This is a genomic window from Umezawaea sp. (assembly GCF_057122925.1).
Genome location: NZ_DBNGPQ010000047.1, coordinates 113,368 through 140,082 on the forward strand (window position 1 = coordinate 113,368; position 26,715 = coordinate 140,082).

General features: G+C 73.9%; 28 protein-coding genes. 16 read left to right on the forward strand and 12 right to left on the reverse strand.

Annotated elements, in window-relative coordinates:
- The first annotated feature begins 51 nt into the window (after positions 1-51).
- Positions 52-615: an EF-hand domain-containing protein gene (locus AC156L_RS09540; RefSeq protein ID WP_330880062.1), complete on the forward strand. Its 564-nt coding sequence runs from the start codon at positions 52-54 to the stop codon at positions 613-615.
- 73 nt (positions 616-688) lie between these two features.
- On the opposite strand, the gene AC156L_RS09545 is transcribed toward AC156L_RS09540, so the two are convergent.
- From AC156L_RS09545 to AC156L_RS09555, 3 genes are all read right to left on the reverse strand, one after another.
- Complete coding sequence (locus tag AC156L_RS09545) at positions 689-1,024, reverse strand: hypothetical protein (RefSeq protein WP_330880060.1); 336 nt, start codon at positions 1,022-1,024, stop codon at positions 689-691.
- A 255-nt stretch (positions 1,025-1,279) separates the two neighbouring features.
- Positions 1,280-2,050: a putative protein N(5)-glutamine methyltransferase gene (locus AC156L_RS09550; protein WP_330880058.1), complete on the reverse strand. Its 771-nt coding sequence runs from the start codon at positions 2,048-2,050 to the stop codon at positions 1,280-1,282.
- A gap of 152 nt (positions 2,051-2,202) precedes the next feature.
- Entirely contained in the window at positions 2,203-3,654 is a 1,452-nt protein-coding gene (locus AC156L_RS09555; protein WP_330880056.1) for an aminotransferase-like domain-containing protein, read from the reverse strand.
- A 62-nt stretch (positions 3,655-3,716) separates the two neighbouring features.
- Between AC156L_RS09555 and AC156L_RS09560 the strand changes: the two genes are divergently transcribed.
- Positions 3,717-4,883 carry a trans-sulfuration enzyme family protein gene (locus AC156L_RS09560; RefSeq protein ID WP_330880054.1) on the forward strand — a complete coding sequence of 389 codons (1,167 nt, stop codon included), beginning with the start codon at positions 3,717-3,719 and terminating at the stop codon, positions 4,881-4,883.
- A 3-nt stretch (positions 4,884-4,886) separates the two neighbouring features.
- Here AC156L_RS09560 and AC156L_RS09565 read toward each other — a convergent pair whose 3' ends face one another.
- The gene (locus AC156L_RS09565; protein ID WP_330880052.1) at positions 4,887-5,267 is read right to left on the reverse strand and encodes an STAS domain-containing protein; all 381 of its coding nucleotides are present in this window, start codon (positions 5,265-5,267) and stop codon (positions 4,887-4,889) included.
- Positions 5,268-5,384: 117 nt separating this feature from the next.
- Between AC156L_RS09565 and AC156L_RS09570 the strand changes: the two genes are divergently transcribed.
- Both AC156L_RS09570 and AC156L_RS09575 read left to right on the forward strand, forming a co-directional pair.
- A complete protein-coding gene (locus AC156L_RS09570; protein ID WP_330880051.1) occupies positions 5,385-6,458 on the forward strand; it encodes an XRE family transcriptional regulator in 1,074 nt (357 codons plus the stop codon).
- Positions 6,459-6,468: 10 nt separating this feature from the next.
- A complete protein-coding gene (locus AC156L_RS09575) occupies positions 6,469-7,218 on the forward strand; it encodes a methyltransferase domain-containing protein (protein ID WP_330880049.1) in 750 nt (249 codons plus the stop codon).
- Here AC156L_RS09575 and AC156L_RS09580 read toward each other — a convergent pair.
- Genes AC156L_RS09580 through AC156L_RS09590 form a run of 3 tightly spaced genes read right to left on the reverse strand, consistent with a single transcriptional unit; the run spans position 7,196 to position 9,115 of the window.
- Positions 7,196-7,399 carry a hypothetical protein gene (locus AC156L_RS09580; RefSeq protein ID WP_330880047.1) on the reverse strand — a complete coding sequence of 68 codons (204 nt, stop codon included), beginning with the start codon at positions 7,397-7,399 and terminating at the stop codon, positions 7,196-7,198. The two genes, AC156L_RS09575 and AC156L_RS09580, sit on opposite strands and share 23 nt — an antisense overlap.
- A gap of 50 nt (positions 7,400-7,449) precedes the next feature.
- On the reverse strand, positions 7,450-8,712 hold the full coding sequence (locus AC156L_RS09585) for a PucR family transcriptional regulator (RefSeq protein WP_330880045.1): 1,263 nt from the start codon (positions 8,710-8,712) through the stop codon (positions 7,450-7,452).
- A gap of 46 nt (positions 8,713-8,758) precedes the next feature.
- The gene (locus AC156L_RS09590) at positions 8,759-9,115 is read right to left on the reverse strand and encodes an ArsR/SmtB family transcription factor (protein ID WP_484406756.1); all 357 of its coding nucleotides are present in this window, start codon (positions 9,113-9,115) and stop codon (positions 8,759-8,761) included.
- A gap of 45 nt (positions 9,116-9,160) precedes the next feature.
- On the opposite strand from AC156L_RS09590, the gene AC156L_RS09595 reads away from it, so the two are divergent.
- Entirely contained in the window at positions 9,161-10,492 is a 1,332-nt protein-coding gene (locus AC156L_RS09595) for an MFS transporter (RefSeq protein ID WP_330880041.1), read from the forward strand.
- Here AC156L_RS09595 and AC156L_RS09600 read toward each other — a convergent pair.
- Positions 10,473-10,904, reverse strand: a complete 432-nt coding sequence (locus tag AC156L_RS09600) for an RrF2 family transcriptional regulator (protein ID WP_330880039.1) — start codon at positions 10,902-10,904, stop codon at positions 10,473-10,475. The two genes, AC156L_RS09595 and AC156L_RS09600, sit on opposite strands and share 20 nt — an antisense overlap.
- Before the next feature lie 133 nt (positions 10,905-11,037).
- On the opposite strand from AC156L_RS09600, the gene AC156L_RS09605 reads away from it, so the two are divergent.
- The 7 genes from AC156L_RS09605 to AC156L_RS09635 all read left to right on the forward strand — a co-directional run bounded on the left by AC156L_RS09605 (position 11,038) and on the right by AC156L_RS09635 (position 18,992).
- Positions 11,038-12,249 (forward strand): globin domain-containing protein, encoded by a 1,212-nt coding sequence (locus AC156L_RS09605; protein ID WP_330880037.1) that lies wholly within the window; start codon positions 11,038-11,040, stop codon positions 12,247-12,249.
- A gap of 283 nt (positions 12,250-12,532) precedes the next feature.
- Positions 12,533-13,288: an HNH endonuclease family protein gene (locus tag AC156L_RS09610; RefSeq protein WP_330880035.1), complete on the forward strand. Its 756-nt coding sequence runs from the start codon at positions 12,533-12,535 to the stop codon at positions 13,286-13,288.
- A 313-nt stretch (positions 13,289-13,601) separates the two neighbouring features.
- On the forward strand, positions 13,602-14,654 hold the full coding sequence (locus AC156L_RS09615) for a substrate-binding domain-containing protein (protein ID WP_330880033.1): 1,053 nt from the start codon (positions 13,602-13,604) through the stop codon (positions 14,652-14,654).
- 109 nt (positions 14,655-14,763) lie between these two features.
- Complete coding sequence (locus tag AC156L_RS09620; protein ID WP_330880031.1) at positions 14,764-15,663, forward strand: DUF2264 domain-containing protein; 900 nt, start codon at positions 14,764-14,766, stop codon at positions 15,661-15,663.
- 223 nt (positions 15,664-15,886) lie between these two features.
- Positions 15,887-17,023 carry a Gfo/Idh/MocA family protein gene (locus tag AC156L_RS09625; protein WP_330880029.1) on the forward strand — a complete coding sequence of 379 codons (1,137 nt, stop codon included), beginning with the start codon at positions 15,887-15,889 and terminating at the stop codon, positions 17,021-17,023.
- Positions 17,020-18,168, forward strand: a complete 1,149-nt coding sequence (locus AC156L_RS09630) for a dihydrodipicolinate synthase family protein (RefSeq protein ID WP_330880027.1) — start codon at positions 17,020-17,022, stop codon at positions 18,166-18,168. Before AC156L_RS09625 ends, AC156L_RS09630 begins: the two co-directional genes overlap by 4 nt.
- The gene (locus AC156L_RS09635; RefSeq protein ID WP_330880025.1) at positions 18,165-18,992 is read left to right on the forward strand and encodes a sugar phosphate isomerase/epimerase family protein; all 828 of its coding nucleotides are present in this window, start codon (positions 18,165-18,167) and stop codon (positions 18,990-18,992) included. Before AC156L_RS09630 ends, AC156L_RS09635 begins: the two co-directional genes overlap by 4 nt.
- On the opposite strand, the gene AC156L_RS09640 is transcribed toward AC156L_RS09635, so the two are convergent.
- Positions 18,964-19,419, reverse strand: coding sequence for a hypothetical protein (locus AC156L_RS09640; protein ID WP_330880023.1), 456 nt, complete (start codon positions 19,417-19,419; stop codon positions 18,964-18,966). The two genes, AC156L_RS09635 and AC156L_RS09640, sit on opposite strands and share 29 nt — an antisense overlap.
- An 84-nt stretch (positions 19,420-19,503) precedes the next feature.
- On the opposite strand from AC156L_RS09640, the gene AC156L_RS09645 reads away from it, so the two are divergent.
- Entirely contained in the window at positions 19,504-20,658 is a 1,155-nt protein-coding gene (locus tag AC156L_RS09645; protein ID WP_330880020.1) for an aminotransferase class I/II-fold pyridoxal phosphate-dependent enzyme, read from the forward strand.
- On the opposite strand, the gene AC156L_RS09650 is transcribed toward AC156L_RS09645, so the two are convergent.
- Positions 20,603-21,583 carry a helix-turn-helix transcriptional regulator gene (locus AC156L_RS09650; protein WP_330880018.1) on the reverse strand — a complete coding sequence of 327 codons (981 nt, stop codon included), beginning with the start codon at positions 21,581-21,583 and terminating at the stop codon, positions 20,603-20,605. The two genes, AC156L_RS09645 and AC156L_RS09650, sit on opposite strands and share 56 nt — an antisense overlap.
- Before the next feature lie 60 nt (positions 21,584-21,643).
- Between AC156L_RS09650 and AC156L_RS09655 the strand changes: the two genes are divergently transcribed.
- The 3 genes from AC156L_RS09655 to AC156L_RS09665 all read left to right on the forward strand — a co-directional run bounded on the left by AC156L_RS09655 (position 21,644) and on the right by AC156L_RS09665 (position 24,466).
- A complete protein-coding gene (locus tag AC156L_RS09655; protein ID WP_330880016.1) occupies positions 21,644-22,444 on the forward strand; it encodes a DinB family protein in 801 nt (266 codons plus the stop codon).
- 2 nt (positions 22,445-22,446) lie between these two features.
- A complete protein-coding gene (locus AC156L_RS09660; protein ID WP_330880014.1) occupies positions 22,447-23,121 on the forward strand; it encodes an alpha/beta fold hydrolase in 675 nt (224 codons plus the stop codon).
- Between the two features lie 148 nt (positions 23,122-23,269).
- Complete coding sequence (locus AC156L_RS09665; RefSeq protein WP_330880012.1) at positions 23,270-24,466, forward strand: ATP-grasp domain-containing protein; 1,197 nt, start codon at positions 23,270-23,272, stop codon at positions 24,464-24,466.
- 190 nt (positions 24,467-24,656) lie between these two features.
- On the opposite strand, the gene AC156L_RS09670 is transcribed toward AC156L_RS09665, so the two are convergent.
- Positions 24,657-25,316 carry a hypothetical protein gene (locus AC156L_RS09670; RefSeq protein WP_330880010.1) on the reverse strand — a complete coding sequence of 220 codons (660 nt, stop codon included), beginning with the start codon at positions 25,314-25,316 and terminating at the stop codon, positions 24,657-24,659.
- 20 nt (positions 25,317-25,336) lie between these two features.
- Positions 25,337-26,653: an MFS transporter gene (locus tag AC156L_RS09675; RefSeq protein ID WP_330880008.1), complete on the reverse strand. Its 1,317-nt coding sequence runs from the start codon at positions 26,651-26,653 to the stop codon at positions 25,337-25,339.
- Positions 26,654-26,715 lie beyond the last annotated feature (62 nt).

The window sequence follows — 26,715 nt, forward strand, 5'->3', positions numbered from 1 at the left end:
ACCCGAGTGGCCAATTGTCGCAGTGGGGCCCGGCGGGTCACCTTGTGTCTCATGGCGAGCGAGTTCCAGAGACGCAAGGTCGCGGTCGTGTTCGAGGCGATGGACACCGACGGCGACGGGTTCCTGACCGAGTCCGACTTCACCGAGCTGACGATGCGGTGGACCGAGCTGCGCCGCGCGGCGCCGGGCACCCGCGACCACCAGCGGCTGTCGTCGATCATGATGGGCTGGTGGGAGACGCTGCTCGCCGCGTCCGACACCGACCGCGACGAGAAGGTGACCCCCGACGAGGTCCTGCTCGTCGTCGACCGGTTGCCCTCCATGCTGGACGTGGTCACCACCACCGCGCGGGTCATGTTCGAGGCCATCGACGAGAACGCGGACAACGAGATCACCGCCGGGGAGTACCGCCAGCTCATCGAGGCGTGGACCGGCCGCCGGACCGACACCGACGCGGTGTTCGCCCGGCTCGACCTGGACGGCGACGGCCGCATCACCCAGGAGGAGTTCGCCCTGCTGTGGGCCGAGTTCTGGGCGGGCGACGACCCGGACGCGCCCGGCACCTGGGTGTTCGGCGACGTCGACCTGCCAGGGCTCAGCCGAACCGACCACTGACGCCCCGGACCGACCGGAGTACGAGCGGAGGCCGCGTCCACGGTGTGGACGCGGCCTCCGGCAGGTTGACGTGCTACCGACCTGCCCTGTCGGTCCACATCAATCGAAGCGCGACGCAGAGGCCGATGAGCATCAGCACCCCGGTCACGCCGAAGGCGATCACGATCATCGCGGCCAGGCCGCCGAACACGACGAGGACGCCGACGGCCTGAAGGGTGACGCGGCGCGGCCCCCGGACCCCCGCGGGCGGGGGCGGCACGGGCGCGGGCGTCGGAGCGGGCAGCAGTGCCACGGACCGGGGTGCGGGCGCCACGCCGCGGTCGTGCAGGGTGATGGTTCTCCGCACCGGCCGCTCGCGGTCCCCGCGCACGTCGCCGAGGTCGCTCGACGACTGTTCCCGATCGATCATGGGACCAATGGTGCCCCACTCCCCGCTCGGAAATCCATCGGGTGACAGTGGCTCGTCGCCGAACGGTTGCCAGATCCCGGCAAGCGGGCGAATGCTATTGAGACCGAATAGTGCGGAATATCATCGCCCCAGTTCAGGGGCTTGCGCACGTGCAGATTGCACGTGCATCGGTGTGTGCATCGGACCGTGTCGAACGCATGAGCAATTGTCGATGCAACAATTGCTGGAATGGCGTGCGCCACAATTCCAATTCCCTCAGGCGGGCCGCGTGCCGATGACCGCGGTCGCGCCCAGTTCCTCCGACGACACCACCCGCGGTCGCAGACCGGACCGGGCGAACACCTCGGCCGCGCGCGGTGCCTGCTCCTCGCTGGTCTCCACGAGCAGGTGCCCGCCGGGGGCGAGCCACCGGGGTGCCCGCGCGGCCACGCGCCGCTGGACGTCCAGGCCGTCACCACCGCCGTCCAGGGCCACCAGCGGCTCGTGGTCGCGCGCTTCCGGCGGCATCAGGGCGATGGCCCCGGTCGGCACGTAAGGGGTGTTGGCGACGAGCACGTCGACCCGGCCGAGCAGGGCGGTCGGCAGCGGGTCGAACAGGTCGCCCTCGACCACCCGGTGAGCGGCGATGTTGCGGCGGGCGCACCGGACGGCGGCGGGGTCGACGTCGGCCGCCCACAGGTCGATGCCGTCGACCAGCGAGGCGAGCACCGCCCCGACCGCGCCGGACCCGCAGCACAGGTCGACGACCACGGCTCCGGGCCTGGCCAGCGCCGCGGCGTGCCGGACCAGGAACCCGGTGCGCTGACGGGGGACGAAGACACCGGGGTCGACCAGGACGCGCAGGCCGCAGAACTCGGCCCAGCCGAGCACGTGCTCCAGCGGGAGGCCCGCGACGCGGCGGTCGACCATCGCGGTGAGTTCGGCGTCGGACCCGGCGGCGTCGAGGAGGAGACGGGCCTCGTCCTCGGCGAACACGCACCCGGCGGCGCGCAGGCGGGCGATGACGGGGGGAAGGGCGGTGACCACGGGGAGAGGTGCCTTTCGGGAGTGCCGAGCGGGCGATCTCCCGCGATCAGCGACTCGCGCGGTGGGAGAGCACCCGACCTGGTCGAGCGGTCATGGGGTCCCACCTCCCTGGTCGTGCGGCGTGCGGCGCGAACGCTACCAGCGACCGCCGGTCAGACGACGATCGCGTGGACCGCCGCCGGAGCGGGGCCTTCCGCGCGCTGGTAGGCGTCCCACGCGAGGGCGAGACGACCCACGGCCTCGGTGAGCTCACCGGGAGTCGCGGTGAACGGGATCCGCAGCCGGTCCGCGCTGCCGCCCGCGGCGTCCAGCGCGCCACCGGGCAGCACGGCCACGCCGTGCCGCAGCGCCACCTGGGCGAACGCCGACGCGTCACCGGAGGGCAGCCGCACCCACAGGCACTGGCCGCCGTCGACGCGGCGGAAGTCCCACGACGGCAGGGACTCCGCGAGCGCGGCGCACAGGTGGTCGTGCCGCCGCCCGAGTTCCGCACCCCGGCTGCGGGTCACGTCGTCCAGCAGCGGCAGCAGTTCGACGGCCGCGAGCTGGTCGAACGCGGGGCTGCCCAGGTCCTGGACCGCCTTGATCCTGGCGAGCTGGGCGATCTCGCCCTCGGACGCCCGGATCCAGCCGGTGCGCAGACCGCCCCACACCGACTTGCTGAACGAGCCGACGGTGATCGCCGGTCCGAACGCCGCCAGCCCCGGCGGGCACGACCCGTCGAACGCCAGCCCGGCGAGGACCTCGTCGTCGATCAGCGGAACCCCGTGCGCCACCGCGACCTCCACCAGCCTGCGGCGGACCAGCGGCGACGTCGTGGAGCCGGTCGGGTTGTGGTTGGTCGGGTTCAGGTAGGCGAGCCGGGGCCGGGCGGCCAGCGCGGTCGTCCACGCCGCGACGTCGTCGCCGGGCAGGGGTTCGAGCACCGCCGCGGCGTCCCGGAACAGCTCCAGCGCGCCGGGGTAGGTCGGCCCCTGCACCAGCACGGTGTCGCCGGGGGCGACGAACAGCCGGGCGAGCAGCGAGAGCGCCTGCTGGCCGCCCGTGGTCACCAGGACCTGCTCGGGGGTGGTCGGGACACCGCGCGCGGTGCAGCGCTCGGCCAGCGCGGACCGCAGCGCGGGGAGCCCCAGCGGGTGGTAGCCGATGTCGCCGCTGTCCGGACCGGGCAATCGGGCGACCGCCCGCCCGTAGGCCGCGACCAGCTCCGCAGGCGGACCGTGAGGAGCGGTGCACGCCAGCGGGATCACGCCCTCGGCCGGTTCGAGGTAGTTGACGAACAGCGGGTTCGCCCGCGGCAGCGCACCGGGCCACGGACCGGCCGACACGGCGGGCGAGACCCACGTGCCCCGGCCCTGGTGCCGTTCCAGCTTGCGCTCCTGGCGCAGCCGGTCGTACGCGGCGACCACCGTCGTGCGGCCGACGGCGAGCCGGTCGGCGAGCACGCGGTCCGGCGGCAGCGCGGCCCGCGGCGGCAACTGGCCCGAGTCGATGAGCTGCCGCAGGCGTTCGGCGAGCAGCAGGTACAGCGGACCCCGGCTGACCGACCAGCGGCCGAGCTGGGCGACCAGGCGCTCGACCGGCCACGGTATTGGCTCCGTCACCAAACCAATTTAGCCGGAATTGGCGCTGTCCGGCCCTCAGTGGGCTGGCGAGACTGGGGATCATGCGCCCCGCCACCCGTGCCGTCCACGTGCCAGTCCCGCCGCTGCCGAACTCCCGCCCGGTCAGCGTCCCGATCTACCAGACGTCGAACTTCGCCTTCGACGACCCGGACGCGCTCGCGGAGGCCCTCGAATCGCCGGACAGCGGGTTCGTCTACACCCGCTACGCCAACCCGACGGTCCGGGCGCTGGAGGACCAGCTTGCCCGTCTGGAGGGCGGGGTGGCCGCGGTGTGCACCGCGTCCGGGATGGGGGCGATCAGCGCCGTCCTGCTGTCCACGCTGCGCTCCGGCGACCACGTGATCGCCCAGAGCTGCCTGTACGGCGGCACGTACGCGATGCTCAACGACCTCGCGGCCCGCTTCGGCGTCGACGTCACCTACATCGCGGGCGACGACCCGGCCGAGGTCGCCGCGGCGGTCCGCCCCACCAGCAGGGTCCTGTACCTGGAGACCATCGCGAACCCGGTCACCAAGGTCGTCGACCTGCCCGCGTTCCTCGCCGCCGGTCGCGCGGCGGGGCTGGTGGCGGTGGTGGACAACACCTTCGCGACGCCGCTGCTGTGCAGGCCGATCGAGCACGGCGCGGACGTCGTGGTGCACTCGGCCACGAAGTACCTCGGCGGGCACTCCGACGTGACGGGCGGCGCGCTGGTGTTCGCCGACGACCGGCGCTACCGCGAGGTGTGGCACCACGCGATGGAACTGGGCGCCGCCGCGGACCCGTTCGCCGCCTGGCTGACGATCCGGGGCATCCAGACGCTGCCGCTGCGGGTGCGGCAGCACTGCGCGAACGCGGCCGTGCTCGCCGAACGCCTGGCGGAGCACCCCGCGGTGGTGTCGGTGCGCTGGCCGGGGCACCCGGACCACCCCGACCACGAGGTCGCGCGCGGCCACCTGTCGGGGTTCGGGGGAACGCTGGTGTTCGACCTGGCGGGAGGCCGCGAGGCCGGGTACGCCTTCACGAAGGCCGTGCGGTTGGCGAGGCTCGCCGTGTCGCTCGGTGGCGTGGAGACCACGCTGGTGCACCCGGCGAGTTCGTCGCACCGGCAGCTCGACGCCGACGCCCTGCTCGCGGCGGGCATCGGCGAAGGAACCGTGCGGGTCTCGGTCGGCATCGAGGACGTCGAGGACCTGTGGGAGGACTTCGCCCAGGCCCTTCCGCTGTGAGGCCTAGCGGCCGATCCGGGCCAGCGCGTCCGCCAGGGACGCGCTGCGCGGGAGGTGGTCGTCCAGATCGGACAGGCTCAGCACCTTCGCCACGGCGGGTGACGGGACGAGGTGCGGTCTCTGACCCTGGCCCTGCGAGATGAGCAGGCACGCGAGCCCCGCCGACGCGAAGAACGTGACTCCGCTGAGGTCGATGACCAGTGGGTCCGCTCCGTCGGTCGCGCCGGCGATGCGGAATTCGAGTTCAGGTGCGGTGTCGAGGTCGACCTCGCCGACGACGGTCACCACCGTGGCTCCGGTGACCTGCCGCACTCGGACGGAAAAATCCCTCTCTGTAGCACTCTGCACTCGGCCCAGGGTAACCACCCCGACCGCCGGGCGCATGTTCCAGTGGGGCTGCGGGCCACCGCCCGTCAGGACCAGCCGGGATCTCTGACGTGCGAGGACCCGCCACCCGCGACGTTCTCGGAAAAGAACTCCACCGGTAGCGTTTCCCGCACGATGACGTCCCAAACCGACCAGTGGCTCGCCGTGCGGGCACACCTCGTCCGGCACCGCCACGCGCTCGCCGTGCGAGCCGCGGACGAGTACCCGGACACCCCCACCGTGGCGGGTACGCCGCTGCTCACCGACCCGCGGTGGATGCCGCCGGGCCCGGTGCCGCTCGACGGCGTCGTCCTGCGGCACCACCCGGACCACGTGTTCGGCGGCGTCGACGGCACGGAGCACGCGGTGCTGCCGCCGGGGTCGCCGACGTACTCGGCCGCCGTCGCCGCGCACGCGTCACCCTCCGTGTTCACCAACCGGTCCACCTACCGCCTGCTCGCGGCCGACCTGGCGGAGCCGTCGCTCGACTTCGGCACCGGCCGCTACTTCGACGGCGTCGACGTCGGCGAGGCGAGCGCGCACGAGTACGCGGCCCGCGACCTCGGCCTGCTCGACGCGCTGCCGCTGCGCGCCGCCGTCGGCGACCCGTGCGACCCGGCGCGTCGGCCGGTGAACGTCGCCATCAGCACGCTCACGCTGCGGCTGGACCGCGCGACCGGCGAGGCGGTGTTCCACCTGCACTGGCGCGACCCGGCGAAGGTCGGGCACGCGGGCGGGCTCTACCAGGTGCTGCCGGTCGGGGTGTTCCAGGCGGCGGGCGACGAGCCGTGGAACACCGCGAACGACTTCTCCCTGTGGCGCTGCCTGGTCCGCGAGTTCGCCGAGGAGCTGCTGGGCGCCTCGGAGGACCACGGCGCCCACCTGGGGCCGATCGACTACGCGGCCTGGCCGTTCGCGGCCCGCCTGACCGCGGAGCTGGGCGACCGGGTGAGGGTGTCGTACCTCGGCATGGGCGTGGACCCGCTCACCTTCGCCACCGACCTGCTCACCGTCGCGGTGATCGACGCGCCGCTGTTCGACGAGCTGTTCGGAGACCTGGTGGCGCACAACGACGAGGGACGCGTGCTGGAGGCGCTGCCCTTCACGGCGGCGACCGTGCACCGCTTCGTCCACGACGAACCCACCCAGGCCGCCGGGGCCGCCCTGCTCGCACTGGCCTGGCGGCACCGGGACGCGCTGTTCGCCTAACGTCACCGGGATGTCGGACTCCACGATGACCGCGTGGCGGCAGTGGCGCGAGAGCCCCTGGGGGCGCCTGCGCTACACGCTCGCCGAGACCAACCTCGCCCGCCACCTCGGCCCGGAACCGCTGCGGGTGCTGGACCTCGCGGGCGGTGACGGCGGCGACGCCGTCCCGCTCGCCCTCCGCGGCCACGCCGTGACGATCGTCGACCGGTCCGCGGACATGCTCGTCGCCGCGAAGGAGCACGCCGACGCGGCGGGCGTGGCGCTGGACCTCGTCGAGGCCGACGTCGCCGAGCACGGCCTGGACGGCTTCGACGTGGTGCTGTGCCACAACCTGGTCCAGCACGCGGACGACGCGACCGCGTGCCTGGCCCTGGCGCTGGCGCCGCTGCGGGTCGGCGGGCTGCTGTCGGTGATGGCCCTCAACCAGCGGTCGGCGCCGCTGCTGGCCGCGATCCGGGACACCGATCCGGTGGCCGCGCTCGCGGCGCTGGAGACGGACCAGTCCCGTTCGGTCACGCTCGACGCGTCGCAGACCCTGCACACCGCCGAGGACCTCGGCGACCGGCTGGCCGCGCTCGGCTGTCCCGTGACCGGTCACTACGGCATCCGCGCGTTCTGCGACTACATGGCCGACGACCAGTCGAAGGCCGATCCGGCCTTCTTCGCCGACCTGGAGCGGCTGGAGCTGGCGGTCACCGCCCGGCCCCCGTACCCGCACCTCGCCCGGCTGTTCCAGCTCACCGGGACGAAACTGGGCTGAGCGACTCCTCGTCCCGCTCGACCAGCTCCCGCAGGTCCTCGTCCGAGAAGGACAGTGACGTGACCCTGGCGGCAGGGTCGGGGCGACGGCGCGGCTCGGGCTGGTCGAACAGGCGCAGGAGCGCGTGGTGGCGCACGGCCCACGTCCCCACGAGCAGGGCTGTGACGATCAGGACGGGCACGACGGACGACGCGTGCGGTACGCCGGGCGGCCAATGCCAGTGCGGGTGTATCACGGGTCCTCCAGGCGGCGTGGTGTTGATCCATCCTGGCGTGCGGGAGCGCGCACGGGCAGGCTGGCCGCGGGCCGTCGGGGAGCCCCTTCCTTGCCGGTGCCCGGCAAGGAGGGCCATCCCGTCAGCTTCGCCCCCAGCACGGCCACCTGGAGCGCGAACGCCTGCTCGGGGTCGTCGACCGAGTACCCGGTGAGGGCTTTCACCCGGTGCAGCCGGTAGGTCACGGTGCGCACCCCGACGGTCAGCTCGCGGGCGGTGGCGGTCGCGACCCGCCCGCTGGCGAAGTACGCGGACAGGGTGTCCAGCAGCGGCCGGGCCCCGGACCGGGCGGTGCGCAGCGGGTCCAGCACCGCGGACACCAGTTCCGCCAGCGCCGCCGAGTCGCGCAGCAACACCTGGTACACCAGCAGGTCGACGGCCTTGTGCACCTGTCCCGGCAGACCGAGCAGGCCCGCCGTCTCCACCGCGTTCCTCGCCTGCTCGAACGACCGCACCGCGCCGCCGGGGCCCGACTGCGCCCGGCCGACGCCCGCGCGCCACCCGGTTCCGGGTGCCACGGCCACCCCGACCTGCCGGACGAACTCGTCGGCCGCCCCCGCCAGCGTCTCGGGCACGACGCACACGAGCAGGCTGTCCTTCGTCGTCACCAGCACGTCCCGCGACCCGAGCCGGTGGTGCAGCGCGGCCTCCACCTGCCGGGCGACGCCACCGCCGTCGATGAACGGCTCGGGTGAGGAGACCACCGCCACCACGTGGCTCGCGGCCAGCCGCAACCCGTACCGCTCCGCCCGTTCCGCCAGGTGCCCGAGGTTGCGGCCGTCCAGCAGGTCGTCGACGAACTCGCGCCGGAACGACTCCTCCTGCCGCACCGACCACCGCTGCGCCTGCTCGTAGCCCTCCGCCAGTTCCACGACGGTCGCGTCCGCGGCCCGGAACACCGCCTCCCCGACGGCCTTGAACCCCTCGGGCCCGGTCGCCTCGCCGACACCCGGCAACGACGGCCACGCGAGCCAGGTGGCCGTCAGGTACAGGTCGATCAGGTCCCGCAGCGCCACGCCCATCCCGGCCGCCCGGCCCCCGATGTCGTGCCGCAGCCGCTTCTGGTCCTCGCCGATCCGGTGCCCGGACACGCTGATCGCCGCCAGCACGTCGAGGTAGCCGTCGAGCAGTTCCGCCGGGGCTCCGCGCGCGTCCCTGCTCGCCCGCGCGGCGACCGCCGCCACGTCGAACGCCGACGTCCTCCGCCTCTTGACCGCCATGCGCCAGAGTCTCCCGGCCCGGTCCGCTCCGCACCGGCGTTTCGGGCTAGTCGTGATCGGGCGCTCCGGTGAGGTGGTGGTCGACCGCCTGGATCGCCTCGCCGAGCAGGTGGCGCACGTGGCCGCCCCTGGCCCGGTAGACGGCGCGGCGGCCGTCGCGGCGGGTGGACACGAGACCTGCCAGGCGCAGCTTGGCGAGGTGCTGCGAGACGGCGGGACGGGCGGTGCCGACCTCGGCCGCCAGCGTCGTGACGTCGTACTCGGCGCCGCACAGCAGCCACAGCACGCGCAGGCGGGTGCCGTCGGCGAGCATCCGGAACACGTCCACGGCGGTGTCCACGTGGTCGTCCGCCGGGAGTTGCCGCCAGTCGGTGGTTGTTGCAACGTCGTCGCGTGCGTACATGAGCACGTATGGTGCCACCTCTGGACGCGTGAGGAGGCACTGCGGATGTTCGCGGCGTTGCGGAACCGGACCTACCGGAGGCTGTTCGCGGCCCAGGTGGTCGCGCTGACCGGCACGGGGTTGGCCACGGTCGCGCTCGGCCTGCTGGCCTACCGGCTGGCGGGGCCGGACGCGGGGATCGTGCTCGGCGCAGCGCTGGCGGTGAAGATGATCGCCTACGTGGTCGTCGCCCCGCTGGCGGGCGTGCTCGCGGACCTGCTGCCGCGCAAGGCCTTCCTGGTCTGCCTCGACCTGGTGCGGGCGGGCGTGGCGCTCGTCCTGCCGTGGGTGGGGGAGGTCTGGCAGGTGCACCTGCTGATCTTCGTGCTCCAGGCCGCGTCCGCCGCGTTCACGCCGACGTTCCAGGCCACCGTCCCGGACGTGCTGCCCGACGAGCGCGACTACACCTCGGCGCTGACGCTGAGCAGGCTCGCCTACGACCTGGAGAGCCTGCTGAGCCCGCTGCTGGCCGCCGCGGTGCTGCTCGTCGTCGGCTTCGAGCGGCTGTTCCTGGGCACCGCGCTCGGGTTCGCCGCGTCCGCGCTGCTGGTGGTGGCCGCGCTGCTGCCGTCCGAGCCGCCCGCGCGCCGCCGCGTCCGCAGGCCCGTCACCAGGGGCGTCCGCATCTACCTCGCCACACCGCGGCTGCGCGGTCTGCTGGCGGTGCACCTCGCCGCGGCCGCCGCCGGGTCGATCGTGCTCGTCGGGACGGTGGGCCACGTCCGCGACGTGCTCGGTCGAGGGGCGGTCGACGTCGCGGTCGCGCTGGGGTCCGGTGGGTGCGGCTCGCTGCTCGCCGCGCTGGCCCTGCCCGCTCTGCTCGACCGGTACGGCGACCGGCTGGTCGTGGTGCGGGCCGCGCAACTGCTGTCGGTGACGCTGCTCGTCGCGGTGCCCGCGCTCTCGTGGGGCTGGCCCGTGCTGCTGGGGCTGTGGGCCGCGATCGGCGCCGGGGGAGCGCTGGTGCTCACCCCCGGCGCGCGGCTGCTGCGCCGGTCAGCGGACTCCCCGGACCGTCCGGCCCTCTTCGCCGCGGACTTCGCGCTCTCGCACGCCTGCTGGCTGCTCTGCTACCCGTTGACGGGTGTGGTGTCCACGGTCGCGGGTCTGCCCGCCGCGCTGCTCGTGCTCGGCGCGATCACGGCCTGCTCGACCGCGGCCGCGGTGAGGCTCTGGCCGCGCCACGACCCCGAGGTCGTCGAGCACGAGCACGACGGACTCGCGCCGGACCACGAGCACCTGTGCGACGCGGCACGGGTCGGTGGCCGGTGGCGGCACGCGCACCCGTACCGGATCGACGAGTTCCACGACCGCTGGCCTACCGCGTCGGGGCGCTGAGCTGGAGCAGCAGCGACCCGGTCGGCTGCGCGACGAGGTCGCGCAGCGCCACCGCGTCCAGTTCCGCGAGGAAAGCCTGGTGCGCCCGCCGCAGCGCGCCCCGCAGCCTGCACGCGCCCCTCAGCGGGCACTGCTGGGCCTCGCAGTCGATGACCTCGTCGTCGCCCTCGAAGTCGCGCACGAGCTGACCGACCGACCAGCCGAGGGCCTCCGGGGCGATCCGCAGCCCGCCTGACCGGCCGCGGACGGTGAGCAGCAATCCGCTGTGCGCCAACCGCTGCACGACCTTCGCCACGTGGTTGCGGGGCACGTCCAGCGCGGTGGCCAGCTCGTCGACCGTGGTCTGCCCGTCCTGCACGGCCGTGAGCATGAGCACGCGCAGGGCGATGTCCGTTCCCCGTGTGAGCCGCATGGCCGGCAGCGTAGCAAACCAGTATCGCGTTAGTGGCTTTTCCTGCCAAGAGGCCGTGATCACGTTGGTAGGGGCCGGCTTTAAAGAGGTACCGCTGATACGTTTTTTCTAGTCGATCTCCGGAGGTTCCCCCATGCTCTCGCCCGAGTCCGTGCTCGTCGTCCGCGCCACCGCCGACACCGTCGTGCGTCACGGGGCGCAGATCACCGGTCTGTTCTACGACCGGATGTTCGAGGCGCACCCGGAACTGCTCGACCTGTTCAACCGCGGCAACCAGGCCAACGGCGAGCAGCGGCAGGCGCTCGCGATGTCCGTCGCGGCGGTCGCCGCCCACTTCGCCGGGACGGCGCCGGTGCCGCTGAACGCCATCATCGGCCGGATCGCCCACAAGCACGCCTCGCTCGGCGTCCAGCCCGGCCAGTACGTCCTGGTGGGCCGCTACCTGATGGCCGCCATCGGCGAGGTGCTCGGCTCCGCCGCCACCCCGGACGTGATCGCCGCGTGGGACGAGGTCTTCTGGCTGTTCGCCTGCCTGCTCGTCGCCGAGGAGTCCCGCCAGTACGAGCGCGCGGGCACCGACTCGGCCCGGTCGCTGGCCCCGCACACCGTCACCGGGGTCCACCGGGACACCGAGGACGTCACCTCGTTCCTGCTGGAACCCGCCGGTCCAGTCCACCCGCACCGGCCGGGGCAGTACGTCAGCGTCGCGGTCGACCTGCCCGGCGCCGGGCGGCAGATCCGCCAGTACACGATCAGCTCCGCCCCCGGCGAGCCCGCGCTGCGGATCACGGTCAAGCGCCACCGCGCCGCCGACGGCCGTCCGGGGGGCGTGGTCTCGAACCACCTGCACGACACCGTCCGCGTGGGAGACCGGCTGGAGGTCAGCCCGGCGTTCGGCGACCTGGCCCTGCCCGCGGGCGACGGTCCGCTGCTGCTCGCGAGCGCGGGCGTCGGCACCACGCCGATCGTCTCCGCGCTCCGCCACCTCGCCGAGGGGGCGGCCGACCGCCCGATCACCGTCGTGCACGCCGACCGCGCCCCCGACACCCACCCGCTGCGCGCGGACATGCTCGACGCCGTCGGCGGGCTCCCCGGCGCGTCGCTCTCCCTCTGGTACGAGCGGAACTCCGTGCCCGAGACGGGCGCGCACGTCCGCTCCGGCTTCGTCGACCCCGACCTGATCCCCGTCGACCCGGCCGCCCACGCCCTGCTGTGCGGCCCGCTGCCGTTCATGCGCACGGTCCGCCGCTCCCTGCTGGACCGCGGTCTGCCCGCGGAGCGCATCCACTACGAGGTCTTCGGGCCCGACGCCTGGCTCGCCTCCGAGGCGCTCGGCACCCCGTGACGGATGCCCGTCCCGGCACGGGGCGGGTCGTGCGGTCACCTGCTCCGCCGGGGACGTCGGCCCGCGGGCCCCGTGCATGACGCCGGCGGTTGCGCCGCGGGGGAGACGGTGGTCCACGACCGCCGGATCGACGCGGGCGTCAACGTAGACGCGGCGACTTCGTCGACGCGCACCCGCCCGGCGCGGCCGTTCCCCGGCGGTGCGCGCGTCCGGTTCGTCTGGTCCACTGTGGATGGTCGTTGGTCCGAACGGCCCATTCTCAGCGGTGGTGGGAAAATCGTGGTTGACCAGGGCCTCCGCGGGGTACCAGGTGATCGAGCACGGTGATCCCCTGGAGGCCCCGATGACCCGGCGCACCGCCGCGGCGTTGACCGCTCTGGCGTTCCTGTTGGCGGGCTGCGACCCGACGGCCGTCGGAACCGGCCCGGTGGGGGGCTCCGGTGCGGCCGTCACGGTCGACCGCGTGCCGGACGGGACACCGGACGCCGCCACCGCCAAGGCGCAGCTGGCCCAGCTGCCCGAGGGCGGCCTCGGCAGGATGGACGGCTACGAGCGCGACTGCGACGACGGCGCCGCGTGCGTCTTCGGCAGGCCGTGGCTCGACGTGGACGGCGACGGCTGCGACCAGCGCAGCCAGGTCCTCGCCCGCGACATGACCGACGTCGTCCGCAAGGAGGGCCGCTGCGCCGTCACCGGCGGCACCCTGCTCGACCCCTACACCGGTGACACGCTGACCAGCACGTCGAAGATCCAGATCGACCACGTCGTCCCGCTCGCCGAGATGTGGCGCAGCGGCGCCGCCGCGTGGACCCCCGAACGCCGCGCGGCGGCCGCCAACGACCTCAACAACCTGATCGCCGTGACGGGCAAGGTCAACCAGTCCAAGAGCGACAAGACGCCGGACGAGTGGATGCCCCCGAACCCCGCGTACGCGTGCTCGTACGCCAGGGTCTACGTCGGGGTGAAGGCGGAGTACGGGCTGAGTGTGCGGGCGGAGGAGCGGGCGGCGCTGGACAGGTCGTTGGCCACCTGCGGCTGAGGATTCCACGCCCACCGGCCCGTGCATCGCGTTGATGCACGGGCTGAATGGACTTCGAGCACCGGCGGTTCCACGATCGTCGTACCCCTCTGCTCGCCGCGGCAGGCAGGCGAAGCCGTGGGGCCTCGGGAGGTCGCTGTGCTCAGGGGTTTCGTCGGGTGGTTGGAGGACCACGTCCTGGCGGTCGGACGGCGTGGTCATGTCCCCGCGGTTCGCGGAGGGCGACGAGAAGCACCGGCGTGACCTGGCGTGATCAGCACCGTCGATAGTTGCGTTCTCGCTCAAACGCTCGAACGAACATCGGGGCCACGACATGCGAGAACCGAGCGACGTGCGGCGTCAGCGGATCCTGGGGGTCGTCGGGTCGCGGGGCACCGTGCGGGTCGGTGAGCTCGCCGCCGAACTGGAGGTCTCGGTCGTCACGGTGCGGCGGGACGTCGAGGAACTGGCTCAGGCCGGGCTGGTGCGGCGCGGGCACGGGGTGGTGCGGTCGGTGGTGGCCGTGGGCGAGCCGGTGGTCGGTGGGGCGGTGGCGGTGGTCGTGCCGGAGCGGCACACGTACCTCGCCGAGGTCGTGCACGGGGCGCGGGCGGTGGTGGAGGCCGCTGGCCTGCGGGTGGCCCTGCACATCGCGCCGCAGGTCACGGGAGCTGAGCGGCCGATCGTGGAGCGGGCGCTGGCGGACGGTGCTCGGGGGCTGCTGATCGCGCCGCGCTGGCGGTCGGCCGCCGCGGAGGAGGCCGACCACGGCTGGCTGGCCGGGGCCGGTGTGCCGACGGTGCTGGTGGAACGGCGGCCACCGCGCGGCAGCGCGCTGCACGCGGTGGACTCGGTGTGCTCTGACCACTGGTTCGGCGTGCACCTGGCGGTGGAGCACCTGGTGTCGCTGGGGCACCGGCGGATCCTGCTCGCCGCGCGCGACGACAGCCCGACGGCACGGGCCCTTCGGGCGGCGTTCGAGGAGGTCGTGGCGGCACGGCCGGAGGTCGACGACTGGGCCGCGGTGCTCAGCGCGCCCGACGCCGGACCCGGTCCCGGCGCCGAGCCGGTCGCGGACTTCGCGGACCAGGTGCGCGAGCGCGGGATCACCGGCGTCGTGCTGCACGGCGACGTGGAGGCGCTGATGCTCGTGCAGCACCTCGTGGAACACGGTGTGCGGGTGCCGGCGGACTGCTCGGTGGTCGCCTACGACGACGTGGTGGCCGGACTGGGCGGCACGCCGCTGACCGCGGTGGCACCCCCGAAGGCCGAGGTGGGCCGGGTGGCCGCCGACCTGCTGCTGCGCAAGCTAGCGGGCGGGACCGGCACCCGGCGGGTCGAACTGCTGCCGGAACTCAAGGTCCGCGGGTCAACAGCGATCGTTTGACCGTTGTGGCTTCTTTTGAGCCACTATTGACCGTCTGGCGGTCAACTGATCAGGAATCCTTCAGGAAACCTGAGCCAGGAGGCCACCCGATGCCCGCGCGGCCCTCGCCGTGTGGACGGACTCCGCTCACCGTCGCGGGTTCCCGGACTCGGTCGGCCGGGGCGACGCGGAGACGGCCCGAGCCGGGACGCGGGCGCTGGAACTGCTGGAGACCTGGTACCGGGGCGAGGGCTGGTACACCGACGGCGACGACCGCGCGTTCGACCACTGCAACGGCTGGGCGCTGCACCTGCACCCGGTGCTGGACAACCACCTGGCGGGCACCCGGCACGACGACCGGCTGCGCGCACACCTGGCGGGCTTCTCCCCCTGCTCGACGGTGACGGCTCACCGGTCCACTTCGGCCGGTCGCCCACCCCGACCACCGCGCGGCCCGCCGCCCGCGCGAACAGGACGAGCGTCGAGGTCGACTGGGCCGTCGGCTCCCAGCCGGTCGTCCGCTGGTTCGGCGACGAGAGCGGCATCGGACCTGCGCCACCTGGTGTTCCAGCAGAAGGCGCACCCGAGGGGGTACCGCATGTGGCGGTTCGCCGTCAGCACGCTCGGAATGCCCGGTCTACCGCTCAAGGAGGCCGCCGCGTACGGCTGCGGCGGCCTGGAGGTCGGGGCGCACCCCGACGAGCAGGTCCACATCGGACTCCCGTCCCGCGAGGTGGGGCGGGCCCGCGCACGGGCTCGTCGTGGCGTGCCTCGCGGGGTGCGCGAAGTTCCGCGCGCCCGGACCGGACGGCCCCGTGCTCGACGACCTGCGGTCGTCCGGGGTGCGGCTGCCGGTGGAGACGCACGACTCCCACCCCCGCGGGCGAGGCCGCCGCGGCGCTCGTGCGGCCGTTCGGCGCACCGGAGCTGGTCGCCGTGCTGTGGGACGCGCCGCACCCGTGGCGGCGCGGCGAGCCGCCCGCGCGGACGCGGGAGGTGCTGGGGGAGCACCTGGGCCACTCCCGGGTGAAGGACGCGGACCTCGCACCGGGGGAGGGGCTGGTCCCGCCGGCGCGCTGCTGTCCGGGCGGTCGGGCCGGGTCTCGCCGGAGTGGGAGAGGGTCTGGCCCCAGGGGATCGCCGAGGTGGACGAGCCGCTGCGGCCGGCGGCCGGGTGGTTCGCGCGGTACTCCTCCCGCTAGTGGGACGACTGTTGTACGGTAACTTGGAAAGCGCTTTCCACGGGAGGTCGAATGTCCACGCGGACCCTGGGCGTCGTGATGAACGGCGTGACCGGACGGATGGGATACCGGCAGCACCTCGTGCGCTCGGTGCTCGCGATCAGGGAGCAGGGGGGTGTCGAGCTGTCCGACGGCTCACGGGTCCAGCTGGAACCGGTCCTGGTCGGCCGCTCCGCCGCCAAGCTCGCCGAGATGGCGCGGCGGCACGGCCTGACCCGCTGGACGACCGACCTCGACGTGGCGCTGGGCGACGACACCTGCCCGCTGTACTTCGACGCGCAGCTCACGGCCGTGCGCGAGAAGTCGATCCTGCGGGCCATCGACGCCGGGAGGCACGTCTACACCGAGAAGCCGGTCGCCGAGTCCGTCGAGGGCGCGCTGACGCTGGCCCGCCGCGCCGCCGAGGCCGGCGTGAAGAACGGCGTCGTGCACGACAAGCTGTACCTGCCCGGCCTGCTCAAGCTCAAGCGGCTGGTGGACAGCGGGTTCTTCGGCCGGGTGCTCAGCGTGCGCGGCGAGTTCGGCTACTGGGTGTTCGAGGGCGACTGGCAGCCCGCGCAGCGGCCGAGCTGGAACTACCGCGCCGAGGACGGCGGCGGCATCACCGTGGACATGTTCTGCCACTGGAACTACGTGCTGGAGAACCTGTTCGGCCCCGTGGCCTCGGTGATCGCCAAGACCGCCACCCACATCCCCACCAGGGTCGACGAGGCCGGACAGCCCTACGAGGCCACGGCCGACGACGCCGCGTACGCCATCTTCGAACTGGAGGGCGGCGTGGTCGCCCAGCTCAACTCGTCGTGGTGCGTCCGCGTCCACCGCGACGAGCTGGTCGAGTTCCAGGTCGACGGCACGCGCGGCAGCGCCGTGGCGGGCCTGCGCAGGTGCGTCGTGCAGCCCCGCGAGGCCACCCCGCGCCCGGTGTGGAACCCGGACCTGGAGGAGACCCGCTCCTACCGGGCCCAGTGGCAGGAGGTCCCGGACAACGCGGACTTCGACAACGGTTTCAAGGCGCAGTGGGAGCAGTACGTCCGGCACGTCGTCGAGGACGCCCCGCACCCGTACGACTTCCTGGCCGGGGTCCGCGGGATCCGCCTCGCCAGGGCGGGCCTGGAGTCGTCGCGCACGAACCGCAGGGTCGAGCTGTGATCACCCTCCCCACCCTCGACGGCGGCCTGCGCGAGTACGCGCCGCGCGAGCCCGTGCCGTGGCCGAAGCCCGCCGCGCCGCCGGTGTCCCGGATCGCGTTCGCCGCCGCGCACGTCGTCGCGGACCCGTTGGGGGACAACGGCCCCGGCGCGCCCGCGGTGATCGACTGGGAGCACACCCTCGGGTTCCGCAGGCACCTGTGGTCCTACGGCCTCGGGGTCGCCGAGGCGATGGACACCGCGCAGCGCGGCATGGGCCTGGACTGGGCGGCCACCCGTGAGCTGATCCGCCGCAGCTCGGCCGAGGCGAAGGCCGTCGGTGGCCGCATCGCCGCGGGCGCGGGCACCGACCACGCCGACGCGACGACGCTGGACGAGGTCGTGCGCGCGTACGCGGAGCAGTTCGACGTGGTCCAGGACGCGGGTGCGCAGGTCGTCGTCATGGCCAGCAGGCACCTCGCCCGCCTCGCCACCGGCCCCGCCGACTACCGGCACGTCTACGACCGGCTGCTGCCGAACGCCCACGCGCCGGTGGTCCTGCACTGGCTCGGACCGGTGTTCGACCGGGCGCTGGAGGGCTACTGGGGTTCGGCCGACGTCGGCGAGGCCACCGCCGCGCTCCTCGACCTGGTGCACGCGCACGCCGCCCACGTCGACGGCGTGAAGGTCTCCCTGCTCGACGCCGAGCACGAGAGGTCGCTGCGGGCCGCGCTCCCCGCGGGCGTCCGCCTCTACACCGGCGACGACTTCCACTACCCCGAGCTGATCAAGGGTGACGGCACGGCCGCGAGCGACGCCCTGCTCGGCATCTTCGCCGCCATCGCCCCGGCCGCCTCCGCGGCGCTGCGAGCGCTGGACGACGGCGACCCCGCGGCCTACGACGCGGCGTTCGCCCCGACGCTCCCGCTGGCCCGCCACGTCTTCGGCGCCCCCACGCACTACTACAAGACCGGGATCGCGTTCCTGGCGTGGCTCTCGGGCCTCCAGCCGGGGTTCACCATGGTCGGCGGTCTCCAGAGCGCCCGGAGCCTGCCCCACCTGGCCGAGACCTACGTCCTGGCCGACCAGGCCGGGCTCATCCCCGATCCCGAGCTGGCCCTGCACCGCCTGTCGTCCCTGCTCGACGTCCACGGAGTCGTCCGGTGAACCGCCTGTCGCTCAACCAGAAGACCGTCAACTCCTGCTCGCTGCCCGAGGCCGTCGCCGCGTGCGTCCGCGCGGGCATCACGTCGATCGGCGTCTGGCGGGAGCCGCTGCACGAGTTCGGCGTCCAGGCGGGGGCCGCCCTGCTCGCCGACGCGGGGCTGCGCGTCTCGTCGCTGTGCCGCGGCGGGTTCTTCACCGCGCCCGACCGCGACGAGGTGCTGGCCGACAACCGGCGCGCGATCGACGAGACGGCGGCGCTGGACGCCGACTGCCTGGTCCTGGTCGTCGGCGGTCTGCCACCCGGCAGCCGCGACCTCGCCGCCGCCAGGGCCGGGGTCGCCGACGTCCTGGCGCGACTCGTGCCCTACGCCGCCGACCGGGGCGTCCGCCTGGCCCTCGAACCGATGCACCCGATCTACGCGGCGGACCGCGGTGTCCTGTCCACCCTCGGCCAGGCGCTCGACCTGGCCGAGCGGCACGACCCCGCCGTCGTCGGCGTGGTCGTGGACACCTTCCACGTCTGGTGGGACCCCGACCTGGAGCGCCAGGTCGCCAGGGCGGCCGACCGCATCGCGTCGTTCCAGGTGTGCGACTGGATCACCCCGCTGCCCGCCGACGCGCTGCTGGCCCGCGGGATGATGGGCGACGGCCACATCGACTTCCGCCACATCGCGGGCCTCGTCGCCGCCGCGGGCTACACCGGGGACGTCGAGGTCGAGATCTTCAACGCCGACGTGTGGCGCGAAGACCCGGACACCGTGGTGGCCACGGTCGTGCGGGCCTTCGCCGAGCACGTCAGCGCTGCTGCCACATCGAGTAGATGAGGTTGTCGCCGTCCGAGCACACCACCTGGGGCATCGAGCCCTCGGGCACCTGGTTGCACGACATCGGCCCGATCGCGACGGGTGGCAGGCCCACCTGCGGCTCGGAGCGCTGGGCGTAGTAGTCGACCAGGACCGCTTCGGCCTGGTCGCAGTTGAGCCTGCCCGCCGGGGTCTCGACGACGACCGCGAGCATCTCCTGTCCCAGCGCACCGGTGAACGGCCGGTCGCAGTACCGCGCCGGGGCGCTCTCGTCCACGGTGGCGGGCGGCGGGGTCGGCTCGGCCGCGGTCGTGGTCGTCCCCCGCTCGGTGGTCGTCACCGGGCGAGCGGGGGACGACGTGCTCGTACCCGAGCCGGATCCGGTGACGACGCTGGAACAGCCCGTGGCCAGCACGGCGAGCAGCAGTGGCGCGATGGCGAACCTCATGACACCAGGTTCGACCGTCCGGCCCCGACCGTTACGCCGCGGAGGGCACACTGGTGGCGCGGCGGACCAGTGAGGGGAGCACCCGTGACGCGGTGGCGGGAAGGCGTCGTCCAGATCGTCGAGCCCGACGGGGTGGTGGACCTCGGTCCGGGCCACCTCGATCCGGCGCTGCTGCCGACGGACCTGCTGCGGACCGCGTACGCCGACGCGTTCGACGACTACGGGCCCGCGGGCCTGACCTACGGCGAGAACCAGGGGCCGCTGCCGCTGCGGGAGGCGCTGGCCCGGCGCGTCTCCTCGGCCGACGGCGTCCCGTGCCGCGCCGACCAGGTCGTCATCACGGCGGGCACCTCCACCACGCTCGACCTGCTGGCCCGCTGGGCCGTCCCCGACGCGGACACCGTCGTGGCGGACGCGTTCGCCTACGACCACGGGATGCGCGTCTTCACCGACCGCGGCCTCGACGCCGTCCGGGTGCCCATGGACACCCACGGGATGGTGCCGTCGGCGCTCGACGAGGCCCTCGACGCCGCGGGCTCCGGGGTCGCGCTGGTGTACCTGCTGCCGACGTTCCACAACCCGACCGGCCTGGTGGTGCCCGTCGAGCGCCGCCGGGAGCTGATCGCCGTGGCGCGGCGGCACGGCGTGCGGATCGTCGAGGACGACGCCTACGCCGACGTCGTCCTCGGCCCGCCGCCGCCCACGTCCGTCGCGGGCCTGGCCGGGTACCGCGACGTCGTCCGCCTCGGCACGTTCTCCAAGTCGCTGGCGCCCGGCCTGCGCCTCGGCTGGCTGGTCACCGACGCCGCCACCGCGAAGGGCTTCGCGGAGAGCGCCGCGTTCAGCAGCGGGGGAGGCCTCAACCACCTCGCGGCCGTCGCCGTGGCGGGCCTGCTGGAGAGCGGGGCCTACGACCGGCACGTGGTGTGGCTGCGGGAGCAGTTCCGCCTGCGCCGGGACGCGCTGGTCTCGACCCTGCGCGCGCACCTGCCGCCCGAGTTCCGCTTCACCACCCCGGGGGGCGGGTTCTTCCTCTGGGTCACGCTGCCCGACGGTGTCACCGAGGAGGCCGCGGTCGCCGCCGCCGCGCGGGCCGGGGCGCCGGTCCTGCCCGGCTCCCGCTTCGGTCGCGGCGCGAACGCCGCCATCCGGCTCTCGTGGAGCTTCCACGGGCCGGACCGGCTCACCGAGGGCGCTCGGCGCCTGGCCGGGGCGCTGGCGGGTCCAGGGCCGAGGTGAGGCGCGCGAGCAGCGTCGCGACCGCGGCGCGGAGTTCCGGCCCGCCCTCGACGCGGAACGCCAGCGGCACGGTCGCCAGCCACTCCTGCGCGTACATCGCCGGGTTGCTGGTGCTGCCGACGAGCACGCAGCCGTCCCCCAGCGGTTCCAGCCCGCCCATCGGCGGCCGGATCCACGGCCGGACCTCCGCGAGCGGCGCGTCGAACACCACGCGGGTGGCGAACTTCCAGCCCGTGCCCAGGTTCTCCTCGACGGCCGCGGCCGGGTCCAGCCCGTCGGGCGGGGTGAACCCGTGCGCGGTGCGCTCGACGGCGCGGACCCGGTCGACCCGGTAGGTGCGGACCGCGTCCGCGCGGTGCGAGTGGCACAGCAGGTACCAGCGCCCGTGCCGGACGACCACCGCCCACGGGTCCACCTCGGCCTCCCACTCGTCGCCGGACTCGCCGCGGTAGGCGACCACCACGCGGCACCGGGCGGCGATGGCGGCGACCAGCGCGCTGACCGTGGCCGGGTCGGGGTGGGCCGCCTGCCGGTCGGGCACCGCCGACGCGTGCTCCCGCAGCGCCGCCGCCCGCCTGCCGACGTCCTCGGGCAGCGCCCTGACCACCTTGCCCAGCGCCGAACGGACGAGGTCGTCCGCCGCCGGACCGCTGTCGAGCACCGCCATGACCAGCCCGAGCGCCTCGGGCTCGGTGAACACCACCGGCGGCAGCCGCGTCCCGCGCCCGAGCCGGTACCCGCCGTGCGGGCCCCTGGTCGACTCGACCGGGATGCCCGCCTCGCGGAGGATCCCGACGTACCGGCGCGCGGCGCGTTCCGTGACGCCCAGGCACGCGGCGAGGTCCTCGGCCGTGGCACCGGGGCGGTTCCGGAGCACCTCCAGGGCGCGCAGGGCCCGCGCCGTGGGGCTGATGTCGCTCGACACGGGAGGAGCGTAGGTGAACCGGAAGCAGAACGTCCGGAATACGTCCTACGGTGGCGCACCATGACCGAGTTCCACGACCAAGACCTCACCGGGGCGCACTTCGAGAACGTGAGCCTGCGGGACTCCACGTTCAGGAGGGTGCGCTTCACCGACTCCTCCCTGCACGCGGTCGACTTCAGCGGCGCGCTGATCCACGGCGCGGTGGTCCGCGGCACCCACCTGCGCGGCGTCGAGCTGGTCGACGTGCGGATCAGCGGCGAGCTGCGCGGCGTCGTCGTGAACGGCGTCGACATCGCCCCGCTCGTCGAGGCCGAGCTGGACCGCCGGACACCCGAACGGGCGAAGATGCGCCCCGAGGACCCGGACGGCTTCCGCGAGGCGTGGGACGTCCTGGAACGCCGCTGGGAGGAGACCGTCGCGCGGGCGCGGACGTTCCCCGAGGAGGCGCTGCACACCAGCGTGGACGGCGAGTGGTCGTTCATCCAGACCCTGCGGCACCTCAACTTCGCCAGTGCCGCGTGGGTGGGGCGGATGGTCCTCGGCGTCGTCTCGCCGTGGCACCCGCTCGACCTGCCGTGGGACGAGGCGCCGGGCTGGGACGACATCCCGTGGGACCGCGAGGCCCGTCCTTCGCTGGACGAGGTGCTGGCGGTCCGGCGTGACCGGGGGACGATGGTCCGCGACGTCATCGCGTCCCTGACCGACGATCGGCTGGCCTCGGAGGTGACCCGCACCGAACCCGGCTGGCCGAGGGAGGAGGCCTTCCCCCTCAAGACGTGCCTGCGCATCGTCCTCAACGAGGAGTGGGAGCACCGGCTGTACGCCGAACGAGACCTGACCGCACTGGCGAAGGAGAACTGACCGTGGACGTCCTGCTCATCGGTGGCCTCTGGCTCGACGGATCGGCCTGGGACGAGGTCGTGCCCGCCCTGGAGGCGCTGGGCCACCGCCCCGTACCCCTGACCCTGCCCGGCCAGGGTGACGGCGCCGCGTCCGCCACGCTCGACGACCAGGTCGCCGCCGTGCTCGCCGCCGTGGACGCGGCGGAGGGAAAACCGGTGGTGGTCGGGCACTCCGCCGCCTCCACGCTGGCGTGGCTGGCCGCCGACGCGCGACCGGACGGGGTCGCGAAGGTCGTCATGATCGGCGGTTTCCCGACGTCGGACGGCAAGCCCTACGCCGACTTCTTCGACCTGGTCGACGGCGCCATGCCCTTCCCCGGCTGGGACCCGTTCGAGGGCCCGGACGCCGCGGACCTGGACGAGCGGGCGCGGCACGCCCTCGCCTCCGCCGCGATCCCCGTGCCCGCCGGTGTCGCCAAGGGCCTGGTGCGCCTGACCGACGAACGCCGCTTCGACGTGCCGGTCGTCCTGGTCTGCCCCGAGTTCGGCCCGGACCAGGCGCGCGGGTGGATCGCCTCGGGCGACGTGCCGGAACTGGCCGCGGCCAAGCACGTCGAGCTCGTGGACATCGACTCGGGCCACTGGCCGATGATCACCAAACCGGTCGAACTTGCCCGGATCCTGGCCGAGGTCTGATGCGCGGAAGCGTTCGCGCATAGGCTGGACAGCGGTTTCCACTGGGCTGTTCGGTCTAGTGTGGAGGGTGCGTGCCGGTGGTCTACGCTCGCCCGCGCCCCGCGCCGCGGGGTGTCGCGCACGCGGCACGGCCGACCGGAAGACCTCCATGCGCATCCTCGTCCTGCACCGCATCCCGGACAGCGTGATCCGGTACGCGGAGGGCCTCGACCACGACGTCCACGACGTCACCTACCTCGGCGCCCCGGACCGGGTGGACACCATGCCCGCCGGTGTGCGCGCCCGTCGTCTCAGCCGTCCGGGGACCGGGCCGGAGGACGGGGAGGTCCTCGCGGCGCTCGCGGGAGAACCCGCTCCGGACGTGGTGGTCGCGCTGTCGGAGTACGACCTGCTGACCGCCGCCCGCGTGCGGGAGGCGCTCGGCGTCGCGGGCCCCACCGTGGACGACGTGCTGCCCTACCGCGACAAGGTGGCGATGAAGGCCGCCGTCGCCGCGCACGGGCTGCGCACGCCCCGCTTCCTGGGCGTGTCGTCCGCACTGGCGGCTCCGGGCGACGTGCCGTGGTCCGGGCCGACGGTCCTCAAGCCGCTGTCCGGCGTGTCCAGCGAGGGGGTGAGCAGCCACCGGACCGCGGCCGCCGCGCTGGAGGCGGTGCGGAGCGCCGGCCTGGCCCCGGACGCCTACGAGGTCGAGGAGTTCGTCGAGGGGCCGATCATCCACGTCGACGGCGTCGTGGCCGACGGTGCCGCGGTCGCCGTCGTGGTGAGCCGGTACGTGGGCACCTGCCTGGACTTCGCCAAGGGGGAACCGCTCGGATCGGTGCAGGTCGACGCCGACCCCGCCGTGGTCGACTGGGTGCTGCGCTGCCTGGCCGCGGTGGACATCAGGACCGGCCCGTTCCACCTGGAGGCCATCGAGTCCGCGCGGGGGCTCGTGTTCCTGGAGGTCGGTGCCAGGTTCGGCGGCGCGGGCGTGGTGGACACGTTCGAGCTGGCGACGGGCGTGCGGATGCCCACGGCCCAGCTCCGCCTCCTCGTGGACGGCCCGACCACCCCCATCCCGACCCGCGAACCGCGGCCGGACGGGAGGTTCGGCTGGTTCGTCTGGCCGGGCCACACCCTCGGCACGAGCCGCTGCCTGGTCGAGGGCACCGAGGAGTACGCCGACCACCCGCTGGTGCGGAGCCTGGTGCGGCGGACCGCCGACGAGCCCGTGCTCCAGACCATCAGCTACGCCGCCGCCCACGTCCCCGCGGCGGGCGTGACGGGTCCGGGGGGCAGCGACGACATGGCCGCGCTCATGGCGGACATGTTCGCGTCGGTCAAGGTCGTGCCCGCGTCGTAGGTGGGGAACCGTCGGTGCCGTCCGGCGCGCTGGGCCGCACGACCAGCGATGTGCGGCGCTTCTGGGACGACAGGGCCCTCCGACGAGCGGTACCCGCTCACCAGCCCGCGCCGACCCGGAGGAGCCGTGCTCCCGGGCCGTGCTCGTGACGCCGAGGGCGTGCGCCCGCGTCACGAGCACGGCGTGCGGTTCAGGTCCGGCACGGGTTGCCGGAGACGCTGACCCTCGCCTCGGCGAGGATGACGTCGAAGAGCGGGGTGTCCCACACCGCACCCCTGCGCACGAGACCGGTCGACGTGGTCTCGGTCTGGTTCAGCCGCAGGGTGCCGAAGGACAGCGGGACGTTCACCGGGCCGGTGAGGTTCACGACCGGGGTTCCGTTGACGCGCAACGTGGTGATCGTGGACCGCCCGGTGAACGCGGGCACGAGGCCGCCGTCGCCGGGCACGCAGGTGGCGGTCGCGTCGGCGTGGACGACGCCGAACTCGACGGTGCCGATCGCCGTCGCGGTGAGCCGGATGGAGGCCACGCGGGCGCTGGCGAACGCGAGGTCGTCGGCCGCGGGTGGGGACGCGGTGAGCACGTTGGGGGTCTGGTCGGTGCGCACGTCGATGAGGCTGGTCTGCAACCGGGCGATCGAGGCGACCGTGATGTCCTGCCGGTCGACGGCCCGGAAGTCGTCCGCGCACGGGTTCAGCGTCGGGTTGGCCTGCGTCCACGACTGGCTGGACACCTTCAGCAGGCTGCTCTGGCAGAGGAACAGCCCGGCGCGCGACACGTCCTGTGCGGAGCTGGTCGCGGGTGCGGCGATGACTGCCGCGGCGGCGAGCCCGACCGTCGCGGCCAGCAACCGTAATCGGGATGGGGTTCTCATGGGGTGCTCCTGACTGGTTGTCGGGGTAGAGCGTCCTGTGGGCCGCGCAGCAGCGCGAACGACAGCGCGGCCCCGAGCAGGGCCGTGCCCGCGCACACGGCGAACGCCGCTCGCAGCCCGTGGGCCTGGAAGACGGGGCCGAGCAGCGCGATGCCGACGGCGGTGCCGAACTGGCGGCACGCGGCGTTGGCGGCCGTGGCCATGCCCGCGCGGTCGCCGGGCACCGCGCCGATGGCGGTCTTGGCCAGCATCGGGCTCACCAGCCCGATGCCCGTGCCCGCGACCGCGGTGCCGACGACCACGCACTGCCAGGTCGACACCGCCGTCACCGGCGCTCCCGCGGCGACGAGCAGCAGCCCTCCCGCGATCGGCAGGCGCGGTGGGGTGCGGTGCAGCCTCCGCCCGAAGAGCGACGACACCACGAGCGCGGTGACGCCGAGCGGCGCGAGCGCGAGTCCGGTCTGGAGCGCGGACAGGCCGTCGTCCCGCAGCCGCAGCGACACGTACAGCAGACCGGAGTACGCCGAGAGGGACAGCGTCAACGCCGCCAGGCTGACACCGGTGAACGCGGGGCTCCGCACCAGGCGCAGGTCCAGCACCGGGTGCGGGTGCCGCCGTTCCACCAGGACGAAGGCGACCAGCGCGACCAGCGCGACGCCGAACGGGATCAGGTCGCCGCGGATCAGCGCGTAGACCACCGAGCCGGTGGCGACGGCGAAGCACACCGTGCCCGCCAGGTCGAGCCCGCGGTCGGCGGCGGTGGGGGACCTCGCGAGACCGGTCATCGCGAGCACCGCGGCCAGCACGCTCACCGGGACGTTCACCAGGAAGACCCACCGCCAGTCGAACTGGTGGGTGAGCACTCCGCCGAGCAGCGGGCCCGCCGCCGCGGCGGCACCGCTGACCGCGCCCCACGCACCGAACGCGACGCCCCGCGCCCGTCCCTCGTAGGCCTGGTGCAGCAGCACCGGACCGGTGGCGAACACGCACGCCGCGCCCGCGCCCTGCACCGCGCGGGCGGCGATCAGGAACCAGGGCGTCGGCGCGAGCGCGCAGGCCAGCGACGCGGCCCCGAACACGCAGAGCCCCAGCGTGAAGAGTCTGCGCCCGCCGAACCGGTCGGCCAGCGCGCCCGAGGTCAGCAGCAGCGCCGCGAGCACGAGCGCGTAGACGTCGACCACCCACTGGAGGTCGCTGAGCGAGGCGTCCAGGTCCGCGCCGGTGCTCGGCAGCGCCACGTGCACGATCGTCACGTCGAGCAGCAGCATGGCGGCTCCCGCGCAGACCGCCCACAACGGTGCCCACTGGCGCACGGTGCTCCAATCGTCAGTCTGACTGATCCTCAGTAGAGCTGATGGTTTGTGAGTATGCGCGA

Coding starts and splice junctions, on each gene's coding strand:
- AC156L_RS09585 (WP_330880045.1), bottom strand. CDS start 8,712: ATGGCGGTCAAGAGGCGGAGGACGTCGGCGTTCGACGTGGCGGCGGTC.
- AC156L_RS09560 (WP_330880054.1), top strand. CDS start 3,717: ATGCGCCCCGCCACCCGTGCCGTCCACGTGCCAGTCCCGCCGCTGCCG.
- AC156L_RS09625 (WP_330880029.1), top strand. CDS start 15,887: ATGTCCACGCGGACCCTGGGCGTCGTGATGAACGGCGTGACCGGACGG.
- AC156L_RS09665 (WP_330880012.1), top strand. CDS start 23,270: ATGCGCATCCTCGTCCTGCACCGCATCCCGGACAGCGTGATCCGGTAC.
- AC156L_RS09565 (WP_330880052.1), bottom strand. CDS start 5,267: ATGCGCCCGGCGGTCGGGGTGGTTACCCTGGGCCGAGTGCAGAGTGCT.
- AC156L_RS09575 (WP_330880049.1), top strand. CDS start 6,469: ATGTCGGACTCCACGATGACCGCGTGGCGGCAGTGGCGCGAGAGCCCC.
- AC156L_RS09595 (WP_330880041.1), top strand. CDS start 9,161: ATGTTCGCGGCGTTGCGGAACCGGACCTACCGGAGGCTGTTCGCGGCC.
- AC156L_RS09570 (WP_330880051.1), top strand. CDS start 5,385: ATGACGTCCCAAACCGACCAGTGGCTCGCCGTGCGGGCACACCTCGTC.
- AC156L_RS09615 (WP_330880033.1), top strand. CDS start 13,602: ATGCGAGAACCGAGCGACGTGCGGCGTCAGCGGATCCTGGGGGTCGTC.
- AC156L_RS09600 (WP_330880039.1), bottom strand. CDS start 10,904: ATGCGGCTCACACGGGGAACGGACATCGCCCTGCGCGTGCTCATGCTC.
- AC156L_RS09655 (WP_330880016.1), top strand. CDS start 21,644: ATGACCGAGTTCCACGACCAAGACCTCACCGGGGCGCACTTCGAGAAC.
- AC156L_RS09605 (WP_330880037.1), top strand. CDS start 11,038: ATGCTCTCGCCCGAGTCCGTGCTCGTCGTCCGCGCCACCGCCGACACC.
- AC156L_RS09590 (WP_484406756.1), bottom strand. CDS start 9,115: ATGTACGCACGCGACGACGTTGCAACAACCACCGACTGGCGGCAACTC.
- AC156L_RS09540 (WP_330880062.1), top strand. CDS start 52: ATGGCGAGCGAGTTCCAGAGACGCAAGGTCGCGGTCGTGTTCGAGGCG.
- AC156L_RS09545 (WP_330880060.1), bottom strand. CDS start 1,024: ATGATCGATCGGGAACAGTCGTCGAGCGACCTCGGCGACGTGCGCGGG.
- AC156L_RS09640 (WP_330880023.1), bottom strand. CDS start 19,419: ATGAGGTTCGCCATCGCGCCACTGCTGCTCGCCGTGCTGGCCACGGGC.